Source organism: Paenibacillus sp. FSL H7-0714 (assembly GCF_038003765.1).
GTDB lineage: Bacteria > Bacillota > Bacilli > Paenibacillales > Paenibacillaceae > Paenibacillus_AQ.
Genome location: NZ_JBBOPT010000001.1, coordinates 2,304,709 through 2,321,999 on the forward strand (window position 1 = coordinate 2,304,709; position 17,291 = coordinate 2,321,999).

At 44.9% G+C, this 17,291-nt stretch carries 18 protein-coding genes; 11 read left to right on the top strand and 7 right to left on the bottom strand.

Features of this window, described 5'->3' with window-relative positions; translation table 11 throughout:
- The first annotated feature begins 29 nt into the window (after positions 1-29).
- From hemH to NST34_RS10010, 10 genes are all read left to right on the top strand, one after another.
- Positions 30-986, top strand: coding sequence for a ferrochelatase (gene hemH / locus NST34_RS09965; protein WP_139328657.1), 957 nt, complete (start codon positions 30-32; stop codon positions 984-986).
- Entirely contained in the window at positions 983-2,404 is a 1,422-nt protein-coding gene (gene hemG / locus NST34_RS09970) for a protoporphyrinogen oxidase (RefSeq protein WP_341127671.1), read from the top strand. The genes hemH and hemG overlap by 4 nt, the downstream gene beginning before the upstream one ends.
- A gap of 153 nt (positions 2,405-2,557) precedes the next feature.
- Complete coding sequence (locus NST34_RS09975; protein WP_341127672.1) at positions 2,558-3,973, top strand: CapA family protein; 1,416 nt, start codon at positions 2,558-2,560, stop codon at positions 3,971-3,973.
- Between the two features lie 21 nt (positions 3,974-3,994).
- Complete coding sequence (locus NST34_RS09980) at positions 3,995-4,726, top strand: glycerophosphodiester phosphodiesterase (protein ID WP_405176714.1); 732 nt, start codon at positions 3,995-3,997, stop codon at positions 4,724-4,726.
- A gap of 36 nt (positions 4,727-4,762) precedes the next feature.
- Entirely contained in the window at positions 4,763-5,386 is a 624-nt protein-coding gene (locus tag NST34_RS09985; protein WP_042186808.1) for a fumarylacetoacetate hydrolase family protein, read from the top strand.
- A gap of 23 nt (positions 5,387-5,409) precedes the next feature.
- Positions 5,410-6,213: a DUF92 domain-containing protein gene (locus tag NST34_RS09990; RefSeq protein WP_076298545.1), complete on the top strand. Its 804-nt coding sequence runs from the start codon at positions 5,410-5,412 to the stop codon at positions 6,211-6,213.
- Between the two features lie 11 nt (positions 6,214-6,224).
- Positions 6,225-6,827: a TetR/AcrR family transcriptional regulator gene (locus NST34_RS09995; protein WP_076283179.1), complete on the top strand. Its 603-nt coding sequence runs from the start codon at positions 6,225-6,227 to the stop codon at positions 6,825-6,827.
- 54 nt (positions 6,828-6,881) lie between these two features.
- Positions 6,882-8,819 carry an ABC-F family ATP-binding cassette domain-containing protein gene (locus tag NST34_RS10000; protein WP_341127673.1) on the top strand — a complete coding sequence of 646 codons (1,938 nt, stop codon included), beginning with the start codon at positions 6,882-6,884 and terminating at the stop codon, positions 8,817-8,819.
- A gap of 12 nt (positions 8,820-8,831) precedes the next feature.
- Positions 8,832-9,344, top strand: a complete 513-nt coding sequence (locus tag NST34_RS10005) for a tetratricopeptide repeat protein (RefSeq protein WP_076283177.1) — start codon at positions 8,832-8,834, stop codon at positions 9,342-9,344.
- Between the two features lie 120 nt (positions 9,345-9,464).
- Positions 9,465-10,612 (top strand): IS3 family transposase gene (locus NST34_RS10010; RefSeq protein ID WP_445667654.1). Its coding sequence is split into 2 segments (ribosomal slippage): positions 9,465-9,723 and positions 9,723-10,612, totalling 1,149 coding nucleotides; the frame shifts between segments, so codons are not numbered across the junction.
- A gap of 61 nt (positions 10,613-10,673) precedes the next feature.
- Here NST34_RS10010 and NST34_RS10015 read toward each other — a convergent pair.
- The 6 genes from NST34_RS10015 to NST34_RS10040 all read right to left on the bottom strand — a co-directional run bounded on the left by NST34_RS10015 (position 10,674) and on the right by NST34_RS10040 (position 15,351).
- The gene (locus tag NST34_RS10015; RefSeq protein WP_341127674.1) at positions 10,674-11,504 is read right to left on the bottom strand and encodes a hypothetical protein; all 831 of its coding nucleotides are present in this window, start codon (positions 11,502-11,504) and stop codon (positions 10,674-10,676) included.
- Entirely contained in the window at positions 11,488-12,528 is a 1,041-nt protein-coding gene (locus tag NST34_RS10020; protein ID WP_042193612.1) for a M42 family metallopeptidase, read from the bottom strand. Before NST34_RS10020 ends, NST34_RS10015 begins: the two co-directional genes overlap by 17 nt.
- A 2-nt stretch (positions 12,529-12,530) precedes the next feature.
- Positions 12,531-12,842 (bottom strand): LapA family protein, encoded by a 312-nt coding sequence (locus tag NST34_RS10025; protein ID WP_042186819.1) that lies wholly within the window; start codon positions 12,840-12,842, stop codon positions 12,531-12,533.
- A gap of 87 nt (positions 12,843-12,929) precedes the next feature.
- Positions 12,930-14,720 carry an oligoendopeptidase F gene (pepF, locus tag NST34_RS10030; protein WP_042186822.1) on the bottom strand — a complete coding sequence of 597 codons (1,791 nt, stop codon included), beginning with the start codon at positions 14,718-14,720 and terminating at the stop codon, positions 12,930-12,932.
- Between the two features lie 220 nt (positions 14,721-14,940).
- Positions 14,941-15,111, bottom strand: a complete 171-nt coding sequence (locus tag NST34_RS10035) for a hypothetical protein (protein WP_167348490.1) — start codon at positions 15,109-15,111, stop codon at positions 14,941-14,943.
- A gap of 6 nt (positions 15,112-15,117) precedes the next feature.
- Positions 15,118-15,351 (bottom strand): hypothetical protein, encoded by a 234-nt coding sequence (locus tag NST34_RS10040; protein WP_036689271.1) that lies wholly within the window; start codon positions 15,349-15,351, stop codon positions 15,118-15,120.
- Positions 15,352-15,525: 174 nt separating this feature from the next.
- Here NST34_RS10040 and NST34_RS10045 point away from each other — a divergent pair, with 174 nt between their 5' ends.
- Entirely contained in the window at positions 15,526-15,723 is a 198-nt protein-coding gene (locus NST34_RS10045; protein ID WP_042126303.1) for a cold shock domain-containing protein, read from the top strand.
- 212 nt (positions 15,724-15,935) lie between these two features.
- Here the strand turns inward: NST34_RS10045 and NST34_RS10050 are convergent, their stop codons facing one another.
- The gene (locus NST34_RS10050; RefSeq protein WP_076283175.1) at positions 15,936-17,183 is read right to left on the bottom strand and encodes an MFS transporter; all 1,248 of its coding nucleotides are present in this window, start codon (positions 17,181-17,183) and stop codon (positions 15,936-15,938) included.
- Positions 17,184-17,291: the final 108 nt, after the last annotated feature.

The following is a 17,291-nucleotide window of genomic DNA, read 5'->3' on the forward strand; positions in this document are numbered from 1 at the left end:
CCTATTAAATCTATAAGGGGATGGAATCCGTGACAGCAAAAATAGGTGTTCTCGTCATGTCGTATGGCACTCCTAAAAGCTTAGAAGACGTTGAAGCATATTACACTCATATTCGGCGAGGTAATCCGCCGACAGCGGAGCAGCTTAAAGAATTAACAGATCGCTATGAAGCGATCGTCGGGGGTGTATTCCCGCTGCGGGAGAACACAGACCGTCAAGTAGCTGCATTACAGGCAGCACTAAACGCGGATAAAGCTGGGGCGGATGTTGAATTTGTCTGCTATCAGGGTTTGAAGCATGCCTATCCGTTTATTGAGGACGGCGTCGAGGCTATGGCGAAGGACGGCATTACCCAAGCGGTTGGTGTTGTGCTTGCCCCTCACTATTCAAGCATGAGCGTGGGTGGCTACATCAAACGTGCTCAGGAAAAGGCTGATGCATGTAAAATCAACATGGGTTTTGTGGAGAGTTACCATATGCACCCAGTATTGATCGATGTTCTAAGCCGGAGAGTAACTGCGAAAATAGATCAATATATCGAAGCAGGCGCTACTCGCGATGAGATAAGGGTATTATTTAGCGCGCATAGTCTTCCAGAGCGTATTCTAGCTATGGGGGATCCTTATAAAGATCAACTATTGGAGACCTCAAAGGCTATTGCAGATCAAGCGGGGATAACCAATTGGCAGTTTACGTGGCAAAGTGCAGGACGGACTGCTGAACCATGGCTTGGACCAGATATTCTGGATACACTTCAGCAGCTTAGCAAGGAACAGGTAGAGTATGTTCTAGTGGCACCGATCGGGTTCGTATCCGATCATTTAGAAGTGCTGTATGACCTTGATATCGAGGCAACAGCCGTAGCTTCAGAGCTGGATATGCGTCTTATGCGGATTGAATCATTAAACAGCGATCCTGCGTACATGTCCGTATTGAGCGATGTTGTTCGTACAAGACTGAATCAAATGTCGGCCGGTCAGTCATGACTGGTCCCTCTAGGCGAATTGTTATCATAGGCGGTGGGCTGAGTGGACTCAGCGCCGCCTTTTACATTCGTAAGTTTTACAAAGAAGCTGGTATGAAACCTGATATTGTACTGCTAGAGAAAGACAAGACTCTTGGTGGGAAGATCGAAACATTGCACCGGGATGGATTTGTGATTGAGAAAGGTCCGGATTCTTTTTTAGCTAGCAAAACAGAGATGATTGAATTGGCTAAGGAATTAGAGCTAGATCACGAGCTGGTGAACACAAATCCAAAGGCAGAGAAGACCTATATACTACAGCGTGACAAGCTTCATCCTATGCCTTCCGGTCTTGTGCTTGGAATTCCTACTGAACTAAAGCCATTTCTATCAAGTGCTCTGGTTTCATTCGGTGGCAAAATACGCGCGCTGATGGACTTGATCCTTCCTCCTAAGCGGAGTAATGACGATGAATCCCTCGGACAGCTGATTGAGCGACGTTTAGGTACTGAAGTGATGGAGAATTTGACCGAACCGCTATTAGCCGGTATGTATGCTGGGGATTTACGCAAAGTCAGCCTACAGGCTACCTTTCCGCAATTTGGAGAAGTAGAGCGGCAGTATGGTGGTCTTATTCGTGGAATCATTAAAGAACAGAATTCCTCCAAGACAAATACGAGCACAAAGAACAGCACTTTTCTGACATTTCGAAAAGGACTACAAAGTCTCGTGCATGGCTTGATTCATGAACTGCATGATGTAGAACAGCGAACTGAAGCTGCGGTGGTCTCTATACATGCTACAGGAACTAATGCTTCTCGTTATGAGCTAGAACTGGAAAGTGGCGAACGGCTGCTTGCGGATGAAATATATATCACCACACCAAATTCTTTTGCTGCCGAACTTTTGCGTCCACATGTGGATGTTTCAGCACTCGATGCGGTAAATTATGTATCGGTTGCGAACTTAGTCATGGCCTTCGACAAGAAGGATATCGAAATTGATGATGCTGGAGCAGGTTTTCTTGTGCCACGTAAGGAAGGGCGCAATATTACTGCCTGTACATGGACGTCAACGAAGTGGCCGCATACGAGTCCAGATGATAAAGTACTTATGCGCTGTCATGTAGGCCGTTCCGGAGATGAGCAGAATGTTCAACTTCCAGATGAGGCTCTTACGGAGCTAGTGAGTAAGGATTTACGAGAGATCATGGGCATTACAGCGAAACCTATATTCACGGAAATTACTCGTTCGGAACATTCGATGCCACAGTATCCTGTTGGACATCTTGACAATCTTTCTAAATTCCATAGGGAGCTTGAGACCACACTTCCTGGGATATATGTCTTTGGAACTGGATATGATGGAGTGGCAATGCCCGATTGTGTTAAGCAGGCTAAGCTTACAGCACAAAGCGCTGCAAAGCGTATATCGAATTAATTGTTCATTTACGGGAGAGTTAGAATTATATAATGAACGGTGAAGCGAAGATTTTTTTGCTTCACCGTTTTTGTTTGAAAATTAGATTATACTATTTTAATGGACTCTCGTATTTGGAGGGACAGGTGCTAGGTATGCTATAATAGAACCAATTTGAGAGTAGAGGAGATCATAGAAACAATGTATCCGCCGCGATCGCGTTCTAGACAGAAGAACAAACATAAGAGCAAACGTAAGCGCAGAACGGCCTGGATGTGGGTCAATGCAGGTCTACTTCTGTTGATTATTGTGGCGCTCAGCTATAGTTTTATGGATGACAGATTCAAGGGAAGTTCTGAGCCACCTCCAGTGGCGCAAATGACGGCTTCGCCTACGCCGGATAGTACTGCTCAGGAGACAGCACCTATAGTGACTGCAACGCCTGAAGCCACGGAGTCTCCCATCCCTTCTCCAACGGTAACCCCGGAAGCTACACCTACACCAGAGCCAAAGAGAGAAGAAAATGTTGAAACACAGGCGCCTGTACCAACTGAGACCCCTTCGCCAGATGAAGGTAGCTCCCAAGTCGCAGATGGTGGTTCTGTGTCTGGACTTCCATCAGATGACCAGGCTTCTGGCAATACAGTGACCTTGAATTTTGGTGGAGATGTTATTTTTTCGGGGAAAGCCGGGGAATTGCTCGAAAAGAAAGGTTACGACTATTCGTATGCCGCGCTCGATGGAATGTTCAAGAAGGATGATCTTACGATTGTGAATCTGGAGACTCCTGTGACCACGGGTGGGGTTGGCGCCGCTAATAAGCAATACGTATTCAAAGGCTCGCCCAAAGCACTAGATGCTCTTAAAGCAGCCGGAGTGGATGCAGTAAATATGGCGAACAATCACACGCTTGATCAAGGGGAGGAAGGCCTGAGAGACACGCTGAGTCATCTCTCGGAAAGAGGCATTCCTTATGTTGGTGCTGGACTCAATAGTAAAGAAGCATTCTCAGCGCAATATTTTGAGCGTAAAGGGATTAAGATCGCCTTGCTGGGGTTCACACGGGTGATTCCTGCATCTGATTGGATGGCGGGAAAAAATAAACCCGGGCTTGCTTCAGTATATGATAGTAGAGAAGGACTTAAAGCGATTGCTGCAGCTAAACAAAAAGCTGATTTGGTTGTCGTAGTTGTCCATTGGGGTAAAGAACGGGTAGAGCAGTTCGATAATACTCAGCAGACCCTTGGACGTAGCTTTGTCGATGCGGGAGCTGATCTTGTCATTGGTGGTCACCCACATGTATTGCAAGGTGTGGAGCCGTACAAAGGCAAGTGGATCGCCTACAGCACTGGTAATTTTATTTTTACGAGATCAACGGTACCTGCCACTTGGGAAACTGCTGTATTTCAGGCGGAATGTAGTAAAAAAGGTCAATGTTCATTACAGCTGAAGCCTATGACTGCTGAGCTAGCTCAGCCCGTGCCCATGAATCAGGTGAACGGACAGCTTTTGCTGAAAAAAATAGAGTCTTTATCTGCTGGTCGAGTTAAGATCAACAGTGACGGCAAAGTGACTCAAGTTACAAAATAGGGTTCCTGGGAGGTCCTTATGATGAACAATTTATGTGTTGCCCATCGGGGATTTTCCGGTAAAGCTCCGGAGAATACATTAGCAGCGATCCGGATGGCCATTGCCATGCCTTTTGTACACTGGATGGAATTGGATGTCCAGCTCTCGAAGGACGGTGTTCCTGTTGTCATTCATGACTTTACACTGGACCGTACAACCAATGGTCATGGTAAGGTGAAAAATATGGATTGGGAACATATCCGGCGTCTCGATGCGGGTAGCTGGAAAGGGCGTTCTTTTCGGGGAGAGCGGGTGCCTTCCTTGGAAGAAGTGCTCTCATTAGCCTCCGGTAGACTTCGTCTCAATATTGAACTGAAAACAGTGGGCAATATGTATCCTGGCATCGAACAGAAGGTGACGGATCTTATTTCCTCTAAAGGCATGCGGGACGACGTGATTTTGACCTCTTTTGACACAGATGTGTTGAAAAAAATCAAGGAAATAGACCCCCGCTTTCGTACAGGCTTAATTTTTGATTCAAGGTTTGGTAATCCTGCTCGAAGGCTGCATGAACTGGAGTGTTCTCTTTTGTCGATTAGCTTCTCGCGTTTAAATCCTAGATTGGCTAAGGTTTTGGCGGAGCAAGGTGTGAAGATTATGGCTTGGACCGTGAACAAAGGGAAAGAGATGCGTCGCTTAGCAGATATGCATTCTGATATAATGATTTGTACAAACCGTCCGGATATCTGGGGCGATACATTTCTAAAAGTATAAATAATCCAATTCGATGGGAAAGAGAGCTGATTGTCTGTGTGCGCTGCTGTTAATAATTTGTATTGTGTTGGACGGAACTACAAGCTACATGCGGAGGAATTAGGAAATAATGTCCCCGTAGAGCCACTCATTTTTTTGAAGCCCTCACATGCGGCGGTTTCCCTCGATAAAGCAGTCATTCAGCTTCCAAAGGATTCAGGTCAGGTTCATTATGAAGGAGAACTTGTGCTACGGATCGCGCGTGATTATGTACCGGGTATGAGCGTGGAGGATTTGGTGGATGTTATGGCTCTGGGACTGGATTTCACACTGCGTGATGTGCATAATGATCTGCAGAAGAAAGGTCTGCCTTGGACTCCGGCTAAAGGCTTTAAGAACGCTGCTCCACTCACACCTTACATTGCGTTTCCTGACAAGGAAGAGCTGGAAGGAACGGATTTCACGGTTTTAAAAAATGGTGTTGAAGTTCAGCGAGGTAATGTTAAAAATATGATTTTTTCGCTCCAAAAAATTGTCGATTTTATCGCTGCGCGTTACGGGCTGGGTAAAGATGATGTGATATTCACAGGAACACCAGAAGGTGTAGGCTCTACCGTATCAGGAGATTCGTTTGAATTGTACTGGGGTGACAAGCTGATGGGGACTTGCCTGATCGGCTAAAAACATCTGTTGGAGATGAATCTATGTTATGGATTATCGGCGCCCTTGGCGCTTTGTTAGTTGCGGGGGCGGCTTATAGGAAACAATCCTTAAGCCTTTCCGGCATGCTTGCCGCGGTAGCCATGGGGACCATTTATTTTGGTGCTGGAAATGCCTTTTGGTTTGGAATATTGTTGGTTTTTTTCATCTCTTCAAGCCTGTTGTCTAAGCTTCATCATGATAATAAGGCAGAGCTTGAGCTGACTTATGCCAAGACAGGTCGCCGAGATGCTGGGCAGGTCTTTGCTAATGGTGGGCTTGGGATGGTTTTCGTTCTATTGAATGCGATTGTTCCGATGGAACATTGGGAATTTTTATTTATCGGCGTTATGGCAACGGTAACCTCTGATACATGGGCTACGGAGATTGGTACACTCAGCAAGAAGCTGCCTCGGTCTGTCCTGACAGGTAAAATACTTCCTGCCGGTGCCTCAGGTGGCGTATCAAGCCTGGGTACGCTGGCCGCCGCCGCAGGAGGTGCACTTATCGGTGCATCTTCATGGCTGCTACGGATGATATCTGGCATGCCAGATCAATCCTTCTTGTTGCTTACATTGGCAGGACTCACAGGTGGACTTGCGGGTGCGTTCACGGATTCTATTCTAGGGGCAACCGTTCAGCTGATGAATCGTTGCACCGTTTGCGGACGCGAAGTGGAAAGTACACATCACTGCGGTAAAAAGGTTGAATACGCACGTGGCTGGAAGTGGATGACTAATGATGCAGTCAATGCTATTAGCTCTATCGTCGGAGGGGCTATTGCCTTATTGTGTGGGATGATGTTTTAAAGGAGGAACCGATGAGCAGCACGTCCAATCATAAACATACTGCCATTCTGGATGCCGCATATGAGCTCTTCGGTTCAGGTGGATTTTACGAAACGAAGATGTCGGAAATTGCGGTTCAGGCCGGAATTGCTAAGGGCACCGTTTATTTATACTTCAAGAGTAAAGAAGAATTGTTCATGGCGGTAACGCGCCGGGATTGTGAGGGATTCCTTCAGCAATTACAGGAAAAGCTGAAGGCTAGTGATACTTTGGCAGGTAAACTGTCAATTATCGCCAAACATCATCTTTACTATTATTATGAGCGTAAGCGACACACGAAGCTCTTTTTCCGCGCACCGAACAATAACCCAGAGCTTGTGGCGTATATGACACTTTTTATGGAAGAATATATGCAGGCAGTTGTGAAGGTATTGCTGGAGGGCGGAGTGTCTGAGCCTGAGCTTATGGCGCAGTCCTACATAGGGATGTTGGATCGACTGAAGATGGATATTTTGTTCGATCCATCTTTTAAGGAAGAAGATGCGTATAAACGCGCTGGTTTCGCTGCGGGTCTTTTTATTAAAGGGGCTATGGATTACTTGAATTTAGGTCAGGATGATAGACCGGTGGAATAGCAGCTTCATGCTGCGACCGGTTTTATGAAAATATAAGGCAAGCGAGGAAATAGCATGAATATTATGACCGTGGAACATCTTTCCAAAAGTTATGGAGAGAAAGTACTTTTTAGTGATGCTTCATTTGGTATGGACGATCGGGATAAAATTGGTTTGATCGGTGTGAATGGAACGGGTAAATCAACGTTTTTACGTATTATTGCCGGTCTGGATACCCCGGATGGTGGGCAAATTGCGATCGGAAATAATGTTCGAGTGCAGTACTTAGCACAGAACCCTCCTTATGAGCCGACAAATACAGTACTGCAACAGGTCTTCGCCGGAGATGATCCAGATCTTGCCATCATGCGTGAGTATATGGAGATCATGTCTCGCCTTGAAAAAGAGCCAGGTAATGCAGAACTGGAAGGCAAACTGGTGCGGATTGGGCAGGCTATCGATGCAGCAGGTACTTGGCATTTGGAGAGTGAAGCTAAGAGCGTACTTACTAAGCTGGGTATAGTGAAATTCGATGCGCTGATGGATACGCTGTCTGGTGGTCAACGGAAACGTGTAGCACTTGCGGCTGCCCTGATTACTCCATCTGAGCTTCTTATTCTGGATGAGCCTACGAACCATATTGATACGGACTCCGTGGCTTGGCTAGAGCAATATTTACAGAAACGGCGCGGCGCTCTCTTAATGGTAACGCATGATCGTTACTTCCTGGAGCGTGTCGCAAGTGTCATGCTAGAGCTGGACGGAGGAAAGTTATACCGTTATGAGGCCAACTATTCCCGTTTTCTAGAGCTAAAAGCCGACCGTGAAGAGCGTGAAGCCTCTGCGGAGCAAAAGCGTAAGAACCTGCTTCGTACGGAGCTTGCTTGGATTCGTCGTGGAGCTAAAGCACGATCAACGAAACAAAAGGCAAGAATCGACCGTTTTGAGAAGCTGAAAGAAAGTACAGGAAGCAGTTCGAACGGTTCGCTGGATATTTCGGTGGCATCCACACGTTTGGGTCGCAAAATCATTGAAATCAATGAACTGTCGAAATCGCTGGATGGTCGTCAGTTGATTAAAGATCTGACCTATATTGCTGTACCACAAGATCGCGTAGGTATTGTAGGTCCAAATGGTAGCGGTAAATCAACACTTCTGAATCTGATTGCAGGTAAGCTGCAGCCGGATAAGGGAGAGGTTCAGCTTGGTGCGACGGTTAAGTTGGGTTACTTTACGCAAGAACATCAGGATATGGATGACAGCATGCGAGCTATTGAATATGTGAAGGAAGAAGCGGAAGTCATACGTACAGCTGATGGTAGCGTCATTACCGCAGGCCAAATGCTCGAACGCTTCTTGTTCCCTCCTGCGATGCAATGGACGCCGATTTCCAAACTGTCTGGTGGCGAAAAAAGACGCCTGTATCTGCTTCGTGTATTGATGGGAGCACCAAACGTATTGCTGTTGGATGAGCCTACGAACGACTTGGATATTGGCACGTTGGCTGTTTTAGAAGACTATCTGGATGAATTCCCGGGCGTCGTCTTTACAGTTTCCCATGACCGTTATTTTCTGGATCGTACTATAGATAAGCTGATTGCTTTTGAAAATGGTGATATCCGGATTCATGTTGGCGATTATACGGAATATGAAGAATGGCTGGCCCAAAATGTTCCTTCACGCAATGCAGAATCGAACAAAGATGACGGTAATGCAAAGCGTAAAGAGACTACAGAAACAGTCAGTAACACAGCGGCATCATCAGCTTCCAAGACCAAACTCAAATTCAGTTTTAAGGAACAGCGTGAATATGAAGGAATTGACGAGCAGATCGAGCTTGCAGAACAGCGCTTGACTGATATTAGTGCGGAGATGGAAGCAGCGTTTGCTGACTCTGGGAGACTGCAGGAGTTAGTGGAAGAGCAGCGGCTTGCCGAAGCCGAGCTGGAGCGTCTAATGGAGCGCTGGACCTATCTGAATGAGCTTGCAGAGAAAATCGCTGGTAAAGCATAAAACGGATTGTCCATGTGTGACAATAAGGGAGGGCTCAGTTTGGAGAATCAACTTGTGGAAGCTGTAGCCCTGCGAAACGAAGGTAAAGCTGAAGAAGCCAGAGTGATGCTGTTAGAGCTATATGAGCAGAATAGTAATGATGCAGAACTTCTGTATCAATTAGCGTGGACGCATGATGTGCTCGGTCTGGAACGCGAGGCAGTACCCTATTATGAGAAAAGCTTAACACTAGGCTTATCTACGGAGCAGAGAGTCGGCGCTCTATTGGGACTGGGCAGCACCTACCGAACACTCGGAGAATATGAGAATTCCAAAGCAATATTGGAGCAGGCCATTCAAGAGTACCCAGAGAATAAGGAATTTCCGGTGTTCCTTGCAATGACCTTGCACAATCTCGGAGATCATAGTCTGGCTATGGGGATGTTACTTAAATTGCTGGCTGAAACCTCAGCGGATGAAGGAATAAGAAGTTATAGTAAGGCCATTTCATATTACTCAGATAAGCTGGAGCAAGTCTGGGATTGAATAAAATCACAAAAAGAAGCGATCTCTAATAGCAGAGTGGTATTATCCCCTCATGGTTGACAGTGAAAAAAGAGCACATGGTATCATGTGTTTAACACAGTCGAACGGAGGGGATTTTTCATGGCTAAAAAGGGGCAGACGTTTACGAAGTATTCAGAAGAATTGAAGAACGAGGCGGTTCGACTTCACTTAGAGGAGCATATGAGCTATTCACAAATTCTAGAAAAACTCGACATCAAGAGCGATGCTCAGTTGGTGAGGTGGATACGTAAATTTAAAAGTGGGGAGACCTTTGAGGACCGACGCGGAAAAGGTGGAAGGAAGCATTTTGACAGTAAAGACGAAGAAATCGCGTATTTGAAGGCACAGGTCGAATACTTAAAAAAGCTCAATCCCAATCTACATGGGGAGGGAAGTTGGATACAAATACCCGGTGCCAATCCATTCAAGAAATGAGCGAGCGATACCCAATTGTTTGGCTGTGCAAACTGGCTGAATTGTCCCGGGCTGCATACTACAAATGGAAAAAGACCTCTGACCTGCGGGAAGCACGCCAAGAGAAGGATACGAACCTTAAGGAACATATCTTAGCCATTCATCGGCTACGTCCTGCCTATGGCTATAAGCGAATGCGTACAGCGCTTCGTAAAGAGGGATTTCCCGTAAACCATAAGAAAGTTCGCAGGTTGATGAGAGAGCTAGGCATCCAATCAGTGATTCGCAAGAAACGCCCGTTTGCCGGGCGTAAGCCTTCTGTCTTATTTCCAAACGTACTCAACCAGAAATTCACAGCCCACGCTCTTCAGCAAAAGCTAGTCACGGATATTACCTATATCCGTACAGGCCACGAGTTTGTCTACTTATCTGTAGTGATGGATCTGTACAACAACGAGGTTGTGGCTTGGAGAATCTCTGTCCGTAATGACTTGAAGCTAGTGGTAGATACTGTGAAATCTCTCCAAGACTCAAAGGCTCTCCTGCACTCAGACCAGGGCTTTCAGTACACTACTCGGACGTATGCCCAGGTTTTAGAGGACAAGGGTTTGGTCGGTAGCCACTCCCGGCGGGGGAATTGCTACGACAATGCTTGTATAGAGTCATTCTTCTCTCACCTAAAGACCGAAAAATTGTATTTGGAGAAACCTAAGAATCTTGAAGATGCTGAACATTTGGTTAAGGAGTACATCCTTTATTACAACAAGGAACGCTTCCAGAAAAAACTCGGCGACCTGTCTCCGGAAGAGTACCGGAACCAGATCGCCGCTTAAAAGGCTTCTTTTTTACTGTCTACTTGACGGGGCTATGACCAGAGTATCGCTTCTTTTTGCTTTATTTCGTTCCGTCCACCGCGATCATTTGCACCACGGCACGAGAGTCACCAGGTAAGATGATTTCATCAGCATTCATCTGTGAGGAGCCATCACCATCTAGAAAAATACCTTCGAGACCTTCAGCAGGCACGCTCTGTAGGATGGCTGAACGGAACTCTGCCGCCGTCGAGAGTGTTGGCGTAACAATCAGCCACAGCTTGCCATTATCGTCATACAGCATGCCTGAGCGCATTCGTTTCTCATCCGAATAAGGAAGATGTTCTTTCGCTATCACATCTTCCCAGAGATCCTCATCCTGCAGATTCATACTAATGCCGCCTTGCGCAAAATAATGCTGGCGATCCGTAACGTTCAATTCTTCTCCCGATGAGACGACCTGTACGGAAAAGCTACGACTGGCACCATCCCAGACCAGGGTTCCGCGCGCATATTTAGCGTTAAACCAGCCGGATCCATACGCCTTTTTAACACCGTTAGTGGGGATATCATTCATGATAGCAATGGATAGAAGTGCATCTCCATAGAAGAAGCCTCCATTAATCCCATAAGCAATCACCTGCTGAAGGGGTGCACCAGCGGCTCTGAGTTTAATATCTTCGGGTGAAAGTGACATCATATAGAGTTGAACATTTTCTGGACTCACGGTCTCTAAATAAGTGTAAGCGTGTTGAAGACCATCAAAGGGATTTTCCTTGTGGCTTCTGGAAAACAGGAACATCGAGATTGCTGATGCTGCTATCATGAGCAGCAGAAGTGAGACTATCAGCCATTGTCTACGTCTCCAGAGCTGCTTTAACTTGCCAGTACTTGCCTCAGTTAGTGCCCACATAAGCAGCGAGAAGCTTAGCAGTGTTTACTACAGCTTGCTTATGTGTACGTTCCATGGAGTGGGAGGCGTGTACGCCTGGGCCGATCAGTGCGGCACGAATATTATTGCCGCCTCGAAGGGCAGCGGAAGCATCGGAGCCGTACATTGGATAGATATCAACGGCATAAGGAATAGCAAGTGCTTCTGCCAGTTCAATCAAACGGCCAGTCATAACATAATCATAAGGGCCGGAAGAATCTTTTGCACAGATGGACACATCGGTTTCTTTACAGCTAAGATCGTCGCCCATGGCGCCCATATCGACTGCGATCATTTCATTAATCTCGCCAGGAATCCAAGCTGTGCCATGTCCCACTTCCTCATAGTTGGAGATGAGGAAAGAAAGGTTGTGGAGCGGTTTCCAACCTTCGCGCTTCATGCTTTCCAGCAGGCCAAGAAGGGCAGCAACGCTCGCTTTGTCATCCAGATGTCGGGATTTAATATACCCGCTAGGTGTAATCACCGCACGTGCATCGAAGGAAATGAAATCACCAACGGAGATGCCTAGCTTAAGTACATCTTCTTTGTTAGATACTAGCTCATCAATCCGTACTTCCATGTTCTCCTCTGAACGTTTGAAATCACGAGCATCTGGATATACGTGAACAGATGGATGGCTGGTTAAGATGGTTCCAGTATAGGTTCTGCCGCTGCGGGTATGGATCACACAGTATTCATTCTCGATGCTGTGCATAGTGAAGCCACCAACAGAGGTCAGTCGCAGTGTACCATCAGATTTAATAGAGCGAACCATGCCTCCAAGTGTATCCACGTGAGCGCTGATGCCGATAGTACGGGAAGGATCTAGGCCTGGGACGGTTAGAATTACGCCGCCTTTTTCATTCCAGCTTAGCGGTACATTTAATGCTGCCGCTTCTTCGGCAACAAGGTTCATTACTTGTGCTGTGAAGCCGCTGGGGCTCGGTGTATCCAGCAATTTTTTTAGGATTGAGAGTATGTAATCTTCGTTTGGTTGAATAGTAATCATTAGTTAAGTCCTCCTGTCAGGCCATCATTGTCTGTGTTAAAAGAATCTAAAGAAGTGTCGGCATCACGAAGTTTGGTTAGCTCAGCATTTAAGCTTTTAATTTGTTTTTGTAGTTTGTACTGGCGAAAAATACCGTAAGAACCCACGATGATTCCACCAATTAACGCGCAGCCCAGAATAACTAGGATCAGCGGTATATTAACTACATCAAAACCGAAATTGACTTGAACGGGATCCACGTTGATGACTGCAAATATGGCTGTTAGCAGCGCAAAGATTAGACCTGCAATTAAAGACCATTGAATTCTCATTGAATTCTTCCTCCTCAGGGGATATAACAGAATAAAATCCCTTGCCCAAATAGGGCAAGGGATTAATGCAATACTAAGCTCTCTGCCTTATTTGGTCAACTGTTCCATTTGAGCGATAACATCTTCGAAGACACTCATCGCTTCGCGAATCGGCTCAGGAGAAGACATATCAACACCAGCTTTAGACAGAATATTAATGGAGTAGTCACTGCCGCCACTCTTCAGGAAGCCGAGGTAACGATCTACCGCAGGTTTACCTTCTTCAAGAATTTGTTTGGCAAAGCTAGTCGCTGCTGAGAAGCCGGTTGCGTATTTATAAACATAGAAGCTGTTATAGAAATGCGGAATCCGCGCCCATTCCATCTCGATATCCTGATCTACAACCATTTCTTTACCATAGTATTTAACATTCAGGTCATAGTAGATGCTCGAAAGATCTTGTGGAGTAAGCGATTCACCTTCTTCAACACGCTGATGAATGATTTTCTCGAACTCAGCGAACATCGTCTGCCGGAAAATCGTTGTCCGGAACTGATCAGCATAGTAGGTGAGCAAATACATTTTTTCTTTAGGATCTGTAGACTTTTTGAGTAAATAATCCATTAGCAGCGCCTCGTTAGTAGTAGAAGCAACCTCTGCTAGGAAAATCGTATATTGCGCATCCCGATAATTCAGAGCGTTATCCGAAAAATACGAGTGTAATGCATGGCCCATCTCATGTGCCAGTGTAAACATACTGTTTAAATTATCATTATGGTTCAGCAGTACGAAAGGATGCGTACCGTATGGCCCCCAGCTGTAAGCCCCGGACCGTTTATTCTCGTTCTCATACACATCGATCCATCCGTTGTCGTAGCCTTTTTGCAGCACATTCAGATAATCTTCACCGAGCGGTTTGAGACCCTCTTTAGTGATTTTCTTGGCTTCTTCATAGGTGATATCTAATTTATATTCATCAACAAGCGGTGCAAACAGATCATACATATGTAACTCATCGACACCCAGCAGCTTCTGACGCAGTTTCATATAACGGTGCATCAATGGAAGGCTTTCGTGAATCGTATCAATCAAGTTGGTGTAAACCTCTTTAGGAATGTTATCACCATAGAGTGACATTTCCATTACAGAAGGATATTTGCGAATTCGTGAGTAGAACACATTTTTATTCACATTCGCGCTAAGCGTTGCTGCGATAGTGTTCTTCTGCTTCCGGTAGGTATCGTAGACTGCCTTAAAAGCATTTCGGCGAACCTCACGGTCGTTACTTTCGAGAAACTTGATATAGTTGCCATGAGTCAGCTCAACTTCTTTGCCATCCTCATCTTTGATCTTAGGGAATTTCAGATCCGCATTGTTCAGCATACTGAAAATATTCTGAGGTGCTTGAGCTAAATTTCCGACCTGAGCTAGCAGTGCTTCTTCAGCCTTAGAAAGCACATGGGCTTTTTCACGTTTCATTTCAGTTAAGGTGAATTTATAAGCGGATAGGTTCGGATCAGCGATGAACTGGTCCAACTTCTCAACTGGCAACGCCAGAATTTCTGGGGTTACAAAAGATAAAGCTTCACCTGCTTCAATACCAAGCTTTTTCGCTTTGGAGGACAAAGCTTGAGAGTCAGGATTAGCTGTGTCTTCATCTTGACGCATATGTGCATACACGAAGAGTCGTTCAGTTAGGATGGACAGCTTGTCATCCATTTCAAAACATTTTTTTAGAGCATCCGCGGAATCTAGTGTACCCTGAAAATCCGCAGCTTTTTTGATTAAGGATTTAGCTTCAGCAAATTCTGCATCCCAATCCTTCTGAGAAGCAAACACATCTTCAAGCTTCCAACGATTCTCAGCAGGTACTTCGCTTCTTTTCAATAATTTTTCCATAGAAACCCTCCTAGAATGATGAGATGTAGTAGGCATAATCTCCCTCGGCAATACTGTAGATGATAAATCACCCGGTAGCAAGCTGAGCACAAGTAGAAGAGGGATGGACTTGGGTGAAATAGGCATAACATCCTCCTCTTGAAAGTAGAGTCGGCTTATTATGCCCTATTAAGTCCTGATTATTAATATTTAGTCTTCTTTAAATATATGAAAGTATAAGTTATGCCAATAAGCTATAAATAACAAAGATGAAGGCGAACAGAATCATAATGACTGCAGTTAAGGCCATGCCCCGCTTAAACTGCGGCGGGACACGATCCTTGGTCATAATTAGAACTGCGCCTAGACATAAGACTAGGACAACATAAATCGCGATATTTTCTGTGTTCATGTTCTGTTATACCTGTTTGAAGGCTGCGATGATATTTTTATACTCTTCTTCATTATCTTTATAAGATTCTTTGTTGAATCGGTTGTTCACCCACTGCATCATAGCTGGACGACTAAGGAAAGTATGTGTTTCTTCTCCCCATTGATCGGAGATTTCGCGAAGTACGATATAACGTCCTTGAACTTCTACCGTCATCATATTCCATTTGTCTGTTTTGTATATTTCATGTTTTTTGATCATTATCATTACCACCCTGGCGATTTTTGGCTTTTGGCTCAATGATAACGCACTGGTCAAGGGAAAAGCAAATTAAATCACATATTTAAAGATCCAGATAGATTGATTTGAGTAGAAGATTGCAGTATAATATAGTTATACGCCATATATGGCGGTTATTTTTAGGAGGTTGTTCAATTGAAAGGTACAGTAAAATGGTTTAACGCAGAAAAAGGTTATGGTTTTCTTCAAGTAGAAGGCGGCGAAGATGTATTCGTACACTTCTCAGCAATTCAAGGTGAAGGATTCAAAACTTTGGACGAAGGTCAAGAAGTAGAATTCGATATCACTGATGGTAATCGTGGACCGCAAGCTGAAAACGTAGTAAAATTATAAGAAACGGCAAAGACAGTTAAGCTGTCTGCTATAAATATATAATTTACTTGGCAAGCCCTTGCAAGAGTGGTTACCAACTATAGAACACAGTTCTTTCGGGAACTGTGTTTTTTTACGTCTAATAGACATCAATTTAAATGAAAGGTCTTTGCATTCCCAAGTGAAGGGATAGCAAAGACCTTTTAATATTTTTGAGTATCAGAAGTGTTCTATTATAGGGAAGCTTTTTTGTTCTTATTCTTGAAATAGCGCATTGAATCTCGATGGGTATCCAATAAATGCTGTCCTAAAAAGCCTACAAAAGCAAGAAGGCTGAAGCCAACCGCTACCATATAGAAGGTGAAGCGTCCAGCTTCCTGATAGATCATTCCACCAAATGTACCACTTAGAAGTCCAGCTGCACTTGACCAAACAACTGTGTAGATTGCAAGACCGGTTGCTCGGAGACGATCAGGAATAATCCGAGTGATATAACGGACACATGTTACAAAAAAGACGCCAAATGTCAGGCTATGCAAGGCTTGAATCGCGATTATAGAGCCTGGGTGATCGGCGAGCGCCATTAGTAGAAAGCGAAGGGCATACATGAGACTGGCTAAAATTAATAAGGGCAGTTCTTTAAATTTGTCGCCGTATTTGCCGAGTATAAATAATACAGGGATTTCACTTAGTGCCGAGGCAAGTAATGCCCAACCGATCACTTCCTCACCAGCGCCCAGGTTCTTTAAACTGATGGTGAGAAAAGCTTCGTTCATTCTATGGCCCAGTGCGAGTACAAAGACACATCCGAAGAACCACAGCACTTCTTTTCGCAAAAGAATATCTTTAAGCCCATGCTCTTTCTTGCCTGGTTTGGTAGTAACAGCTTTCTGATTGGGGAGCTCTGGAACAGTTTTTTTGACATCCTTTAGGCCAATTGTAATTAGAAGTGCGATTATAATGATAATAATACATAAGGTAAGACTCCAAGTAGCACCTAAAGCTCTAAGCGCATAACCGACAGTTAAAGCAAAGAAAGAATAGCCTAATGAGCCAAATACACGAATTGTAATGAAGTTTCGTCCGTGTCGCTCCGCAATTTTGATGGCCATTGTATCAGCAAGCGGAAAAACTGGGTAATAGAAGAAGTAGAAAAAGGACAAAATAAGCATAACGGAAGAAAATTCGGTCGCTCTGGCTAATAGAAGTCCGGTAACTAATTGCCCCGCGAGTAAAATAAACATGATTTTTCGAATGGTACCTAGCTTATCGCTCATCATACTCCAGAAGAGATTGGATAGGATGGAGATGAGGGGACCGAGAGAATACAAGTAGCCCACCTGAGAACTGCTAAACCCTAAATGTGTGTAGAATAAAGGAAAGTAGGATACTACAAGAACGCTAGTGCCATAAATCGTAAAAAGAAAGGAACGAAGCCAATTCTGATCACTGTAAGGGCTTCCGGTCCGTTTTGAAAACATGAAAGTGCACTCCTCTGAGATTGAAATATGGCTAGTATAGCATAAAGCAATGGAGGGTTATGTGTTTTATTCTTGAATTGCGTTATTTCTGAATCTTTCATAATTTTA

Excerpts from the sequence above, each read along its gene's own strand:
- NST34_RS09995 (WP_076283179.1), top strand. The coding sequence starts at position 6,225 with ATGAGCAGCACGTCCAATCATAAACATACTGCCATTCTGGATGCCGCA.
- NST34_RS10040 (WP_036689271.1), bottom strand. The coding sequence starts at position 15,351 with ATGATCAAAAAACATGAAATATACAAAACAGACAAATGGAATATGATG.
- NST34_RS10000 (WP_341127673.1), top strand. The coding sequence starts at position 6,882 with ATGAATATTATGACCGTGGAACATCTTTCCAAAAGTTATGGAGAGAAA.
- NST34_RS10050 (WP_076283175.1), bottom strand. The coding sequence starts at position 17,183 with ATGTTTTCAAAACGGACCGGAAGCCCTTACAGTGATCAGAATTGGCTT.
- NST34_RS10005 (WP_076283177.1), top strand. The coding sequence starts at position 8,832 with ATGTGTGACAATAAGGGAGGGCTCAGTTTGGAGAATCAACTTGTGGAA.
- pepF (WP_042186822.1), bottom strand. The coding sequence starts at position 14,720 with ATGGAAAAATTATTGAAAAGAAGCGAAGTACCTGCTGAGAATCGTTGG.
- NST34_RS10035 (WP_167348490.1), bottom strand. The coding sequence starts at position 15,111 with ATGAACACAGAAAATATCGCGATTTATGTTGTCCTAGTCTTATGTCTA.
- NST34_RS09990 (WP_076298545.1), top strand. The coding sequence starts at position 5,410 with ATGTTATGGATTATCGGCGCCCTTGGCGCTTTGTTAGTTGCGGGGGCG.
- NST34_RS09980 (WP_405176714.1), top strand. The coding sequence starts at position 3,995 with ATGAACAATTTATGTGTTGCCCATCGGGGATTTTCCGGTAAAGCTCCG.
- NST34_RS10025 (WP_042186819.1), bottom strand. The coding sequence starts at position 12,842 with ATGAGAATTCAATGGTCTTTAATTGCAGGTCTAATCTTTGCGCTGCTA.
- NST34_RS10015 (WP_341127674.1), bottom strand. The coding sequence starts at position 11,504 with ATGTGGGCACTAACTGAGGCAAGTACTGGCAAGTTAAAGCAGCTCTGG.
- hemG (WP_341127671.1), top strand. The coding sequence starts at position 983 with ATGACTGGTCCCTCTAGGCGAATTGTTATCATAGGCGGTGGGCTGAGT.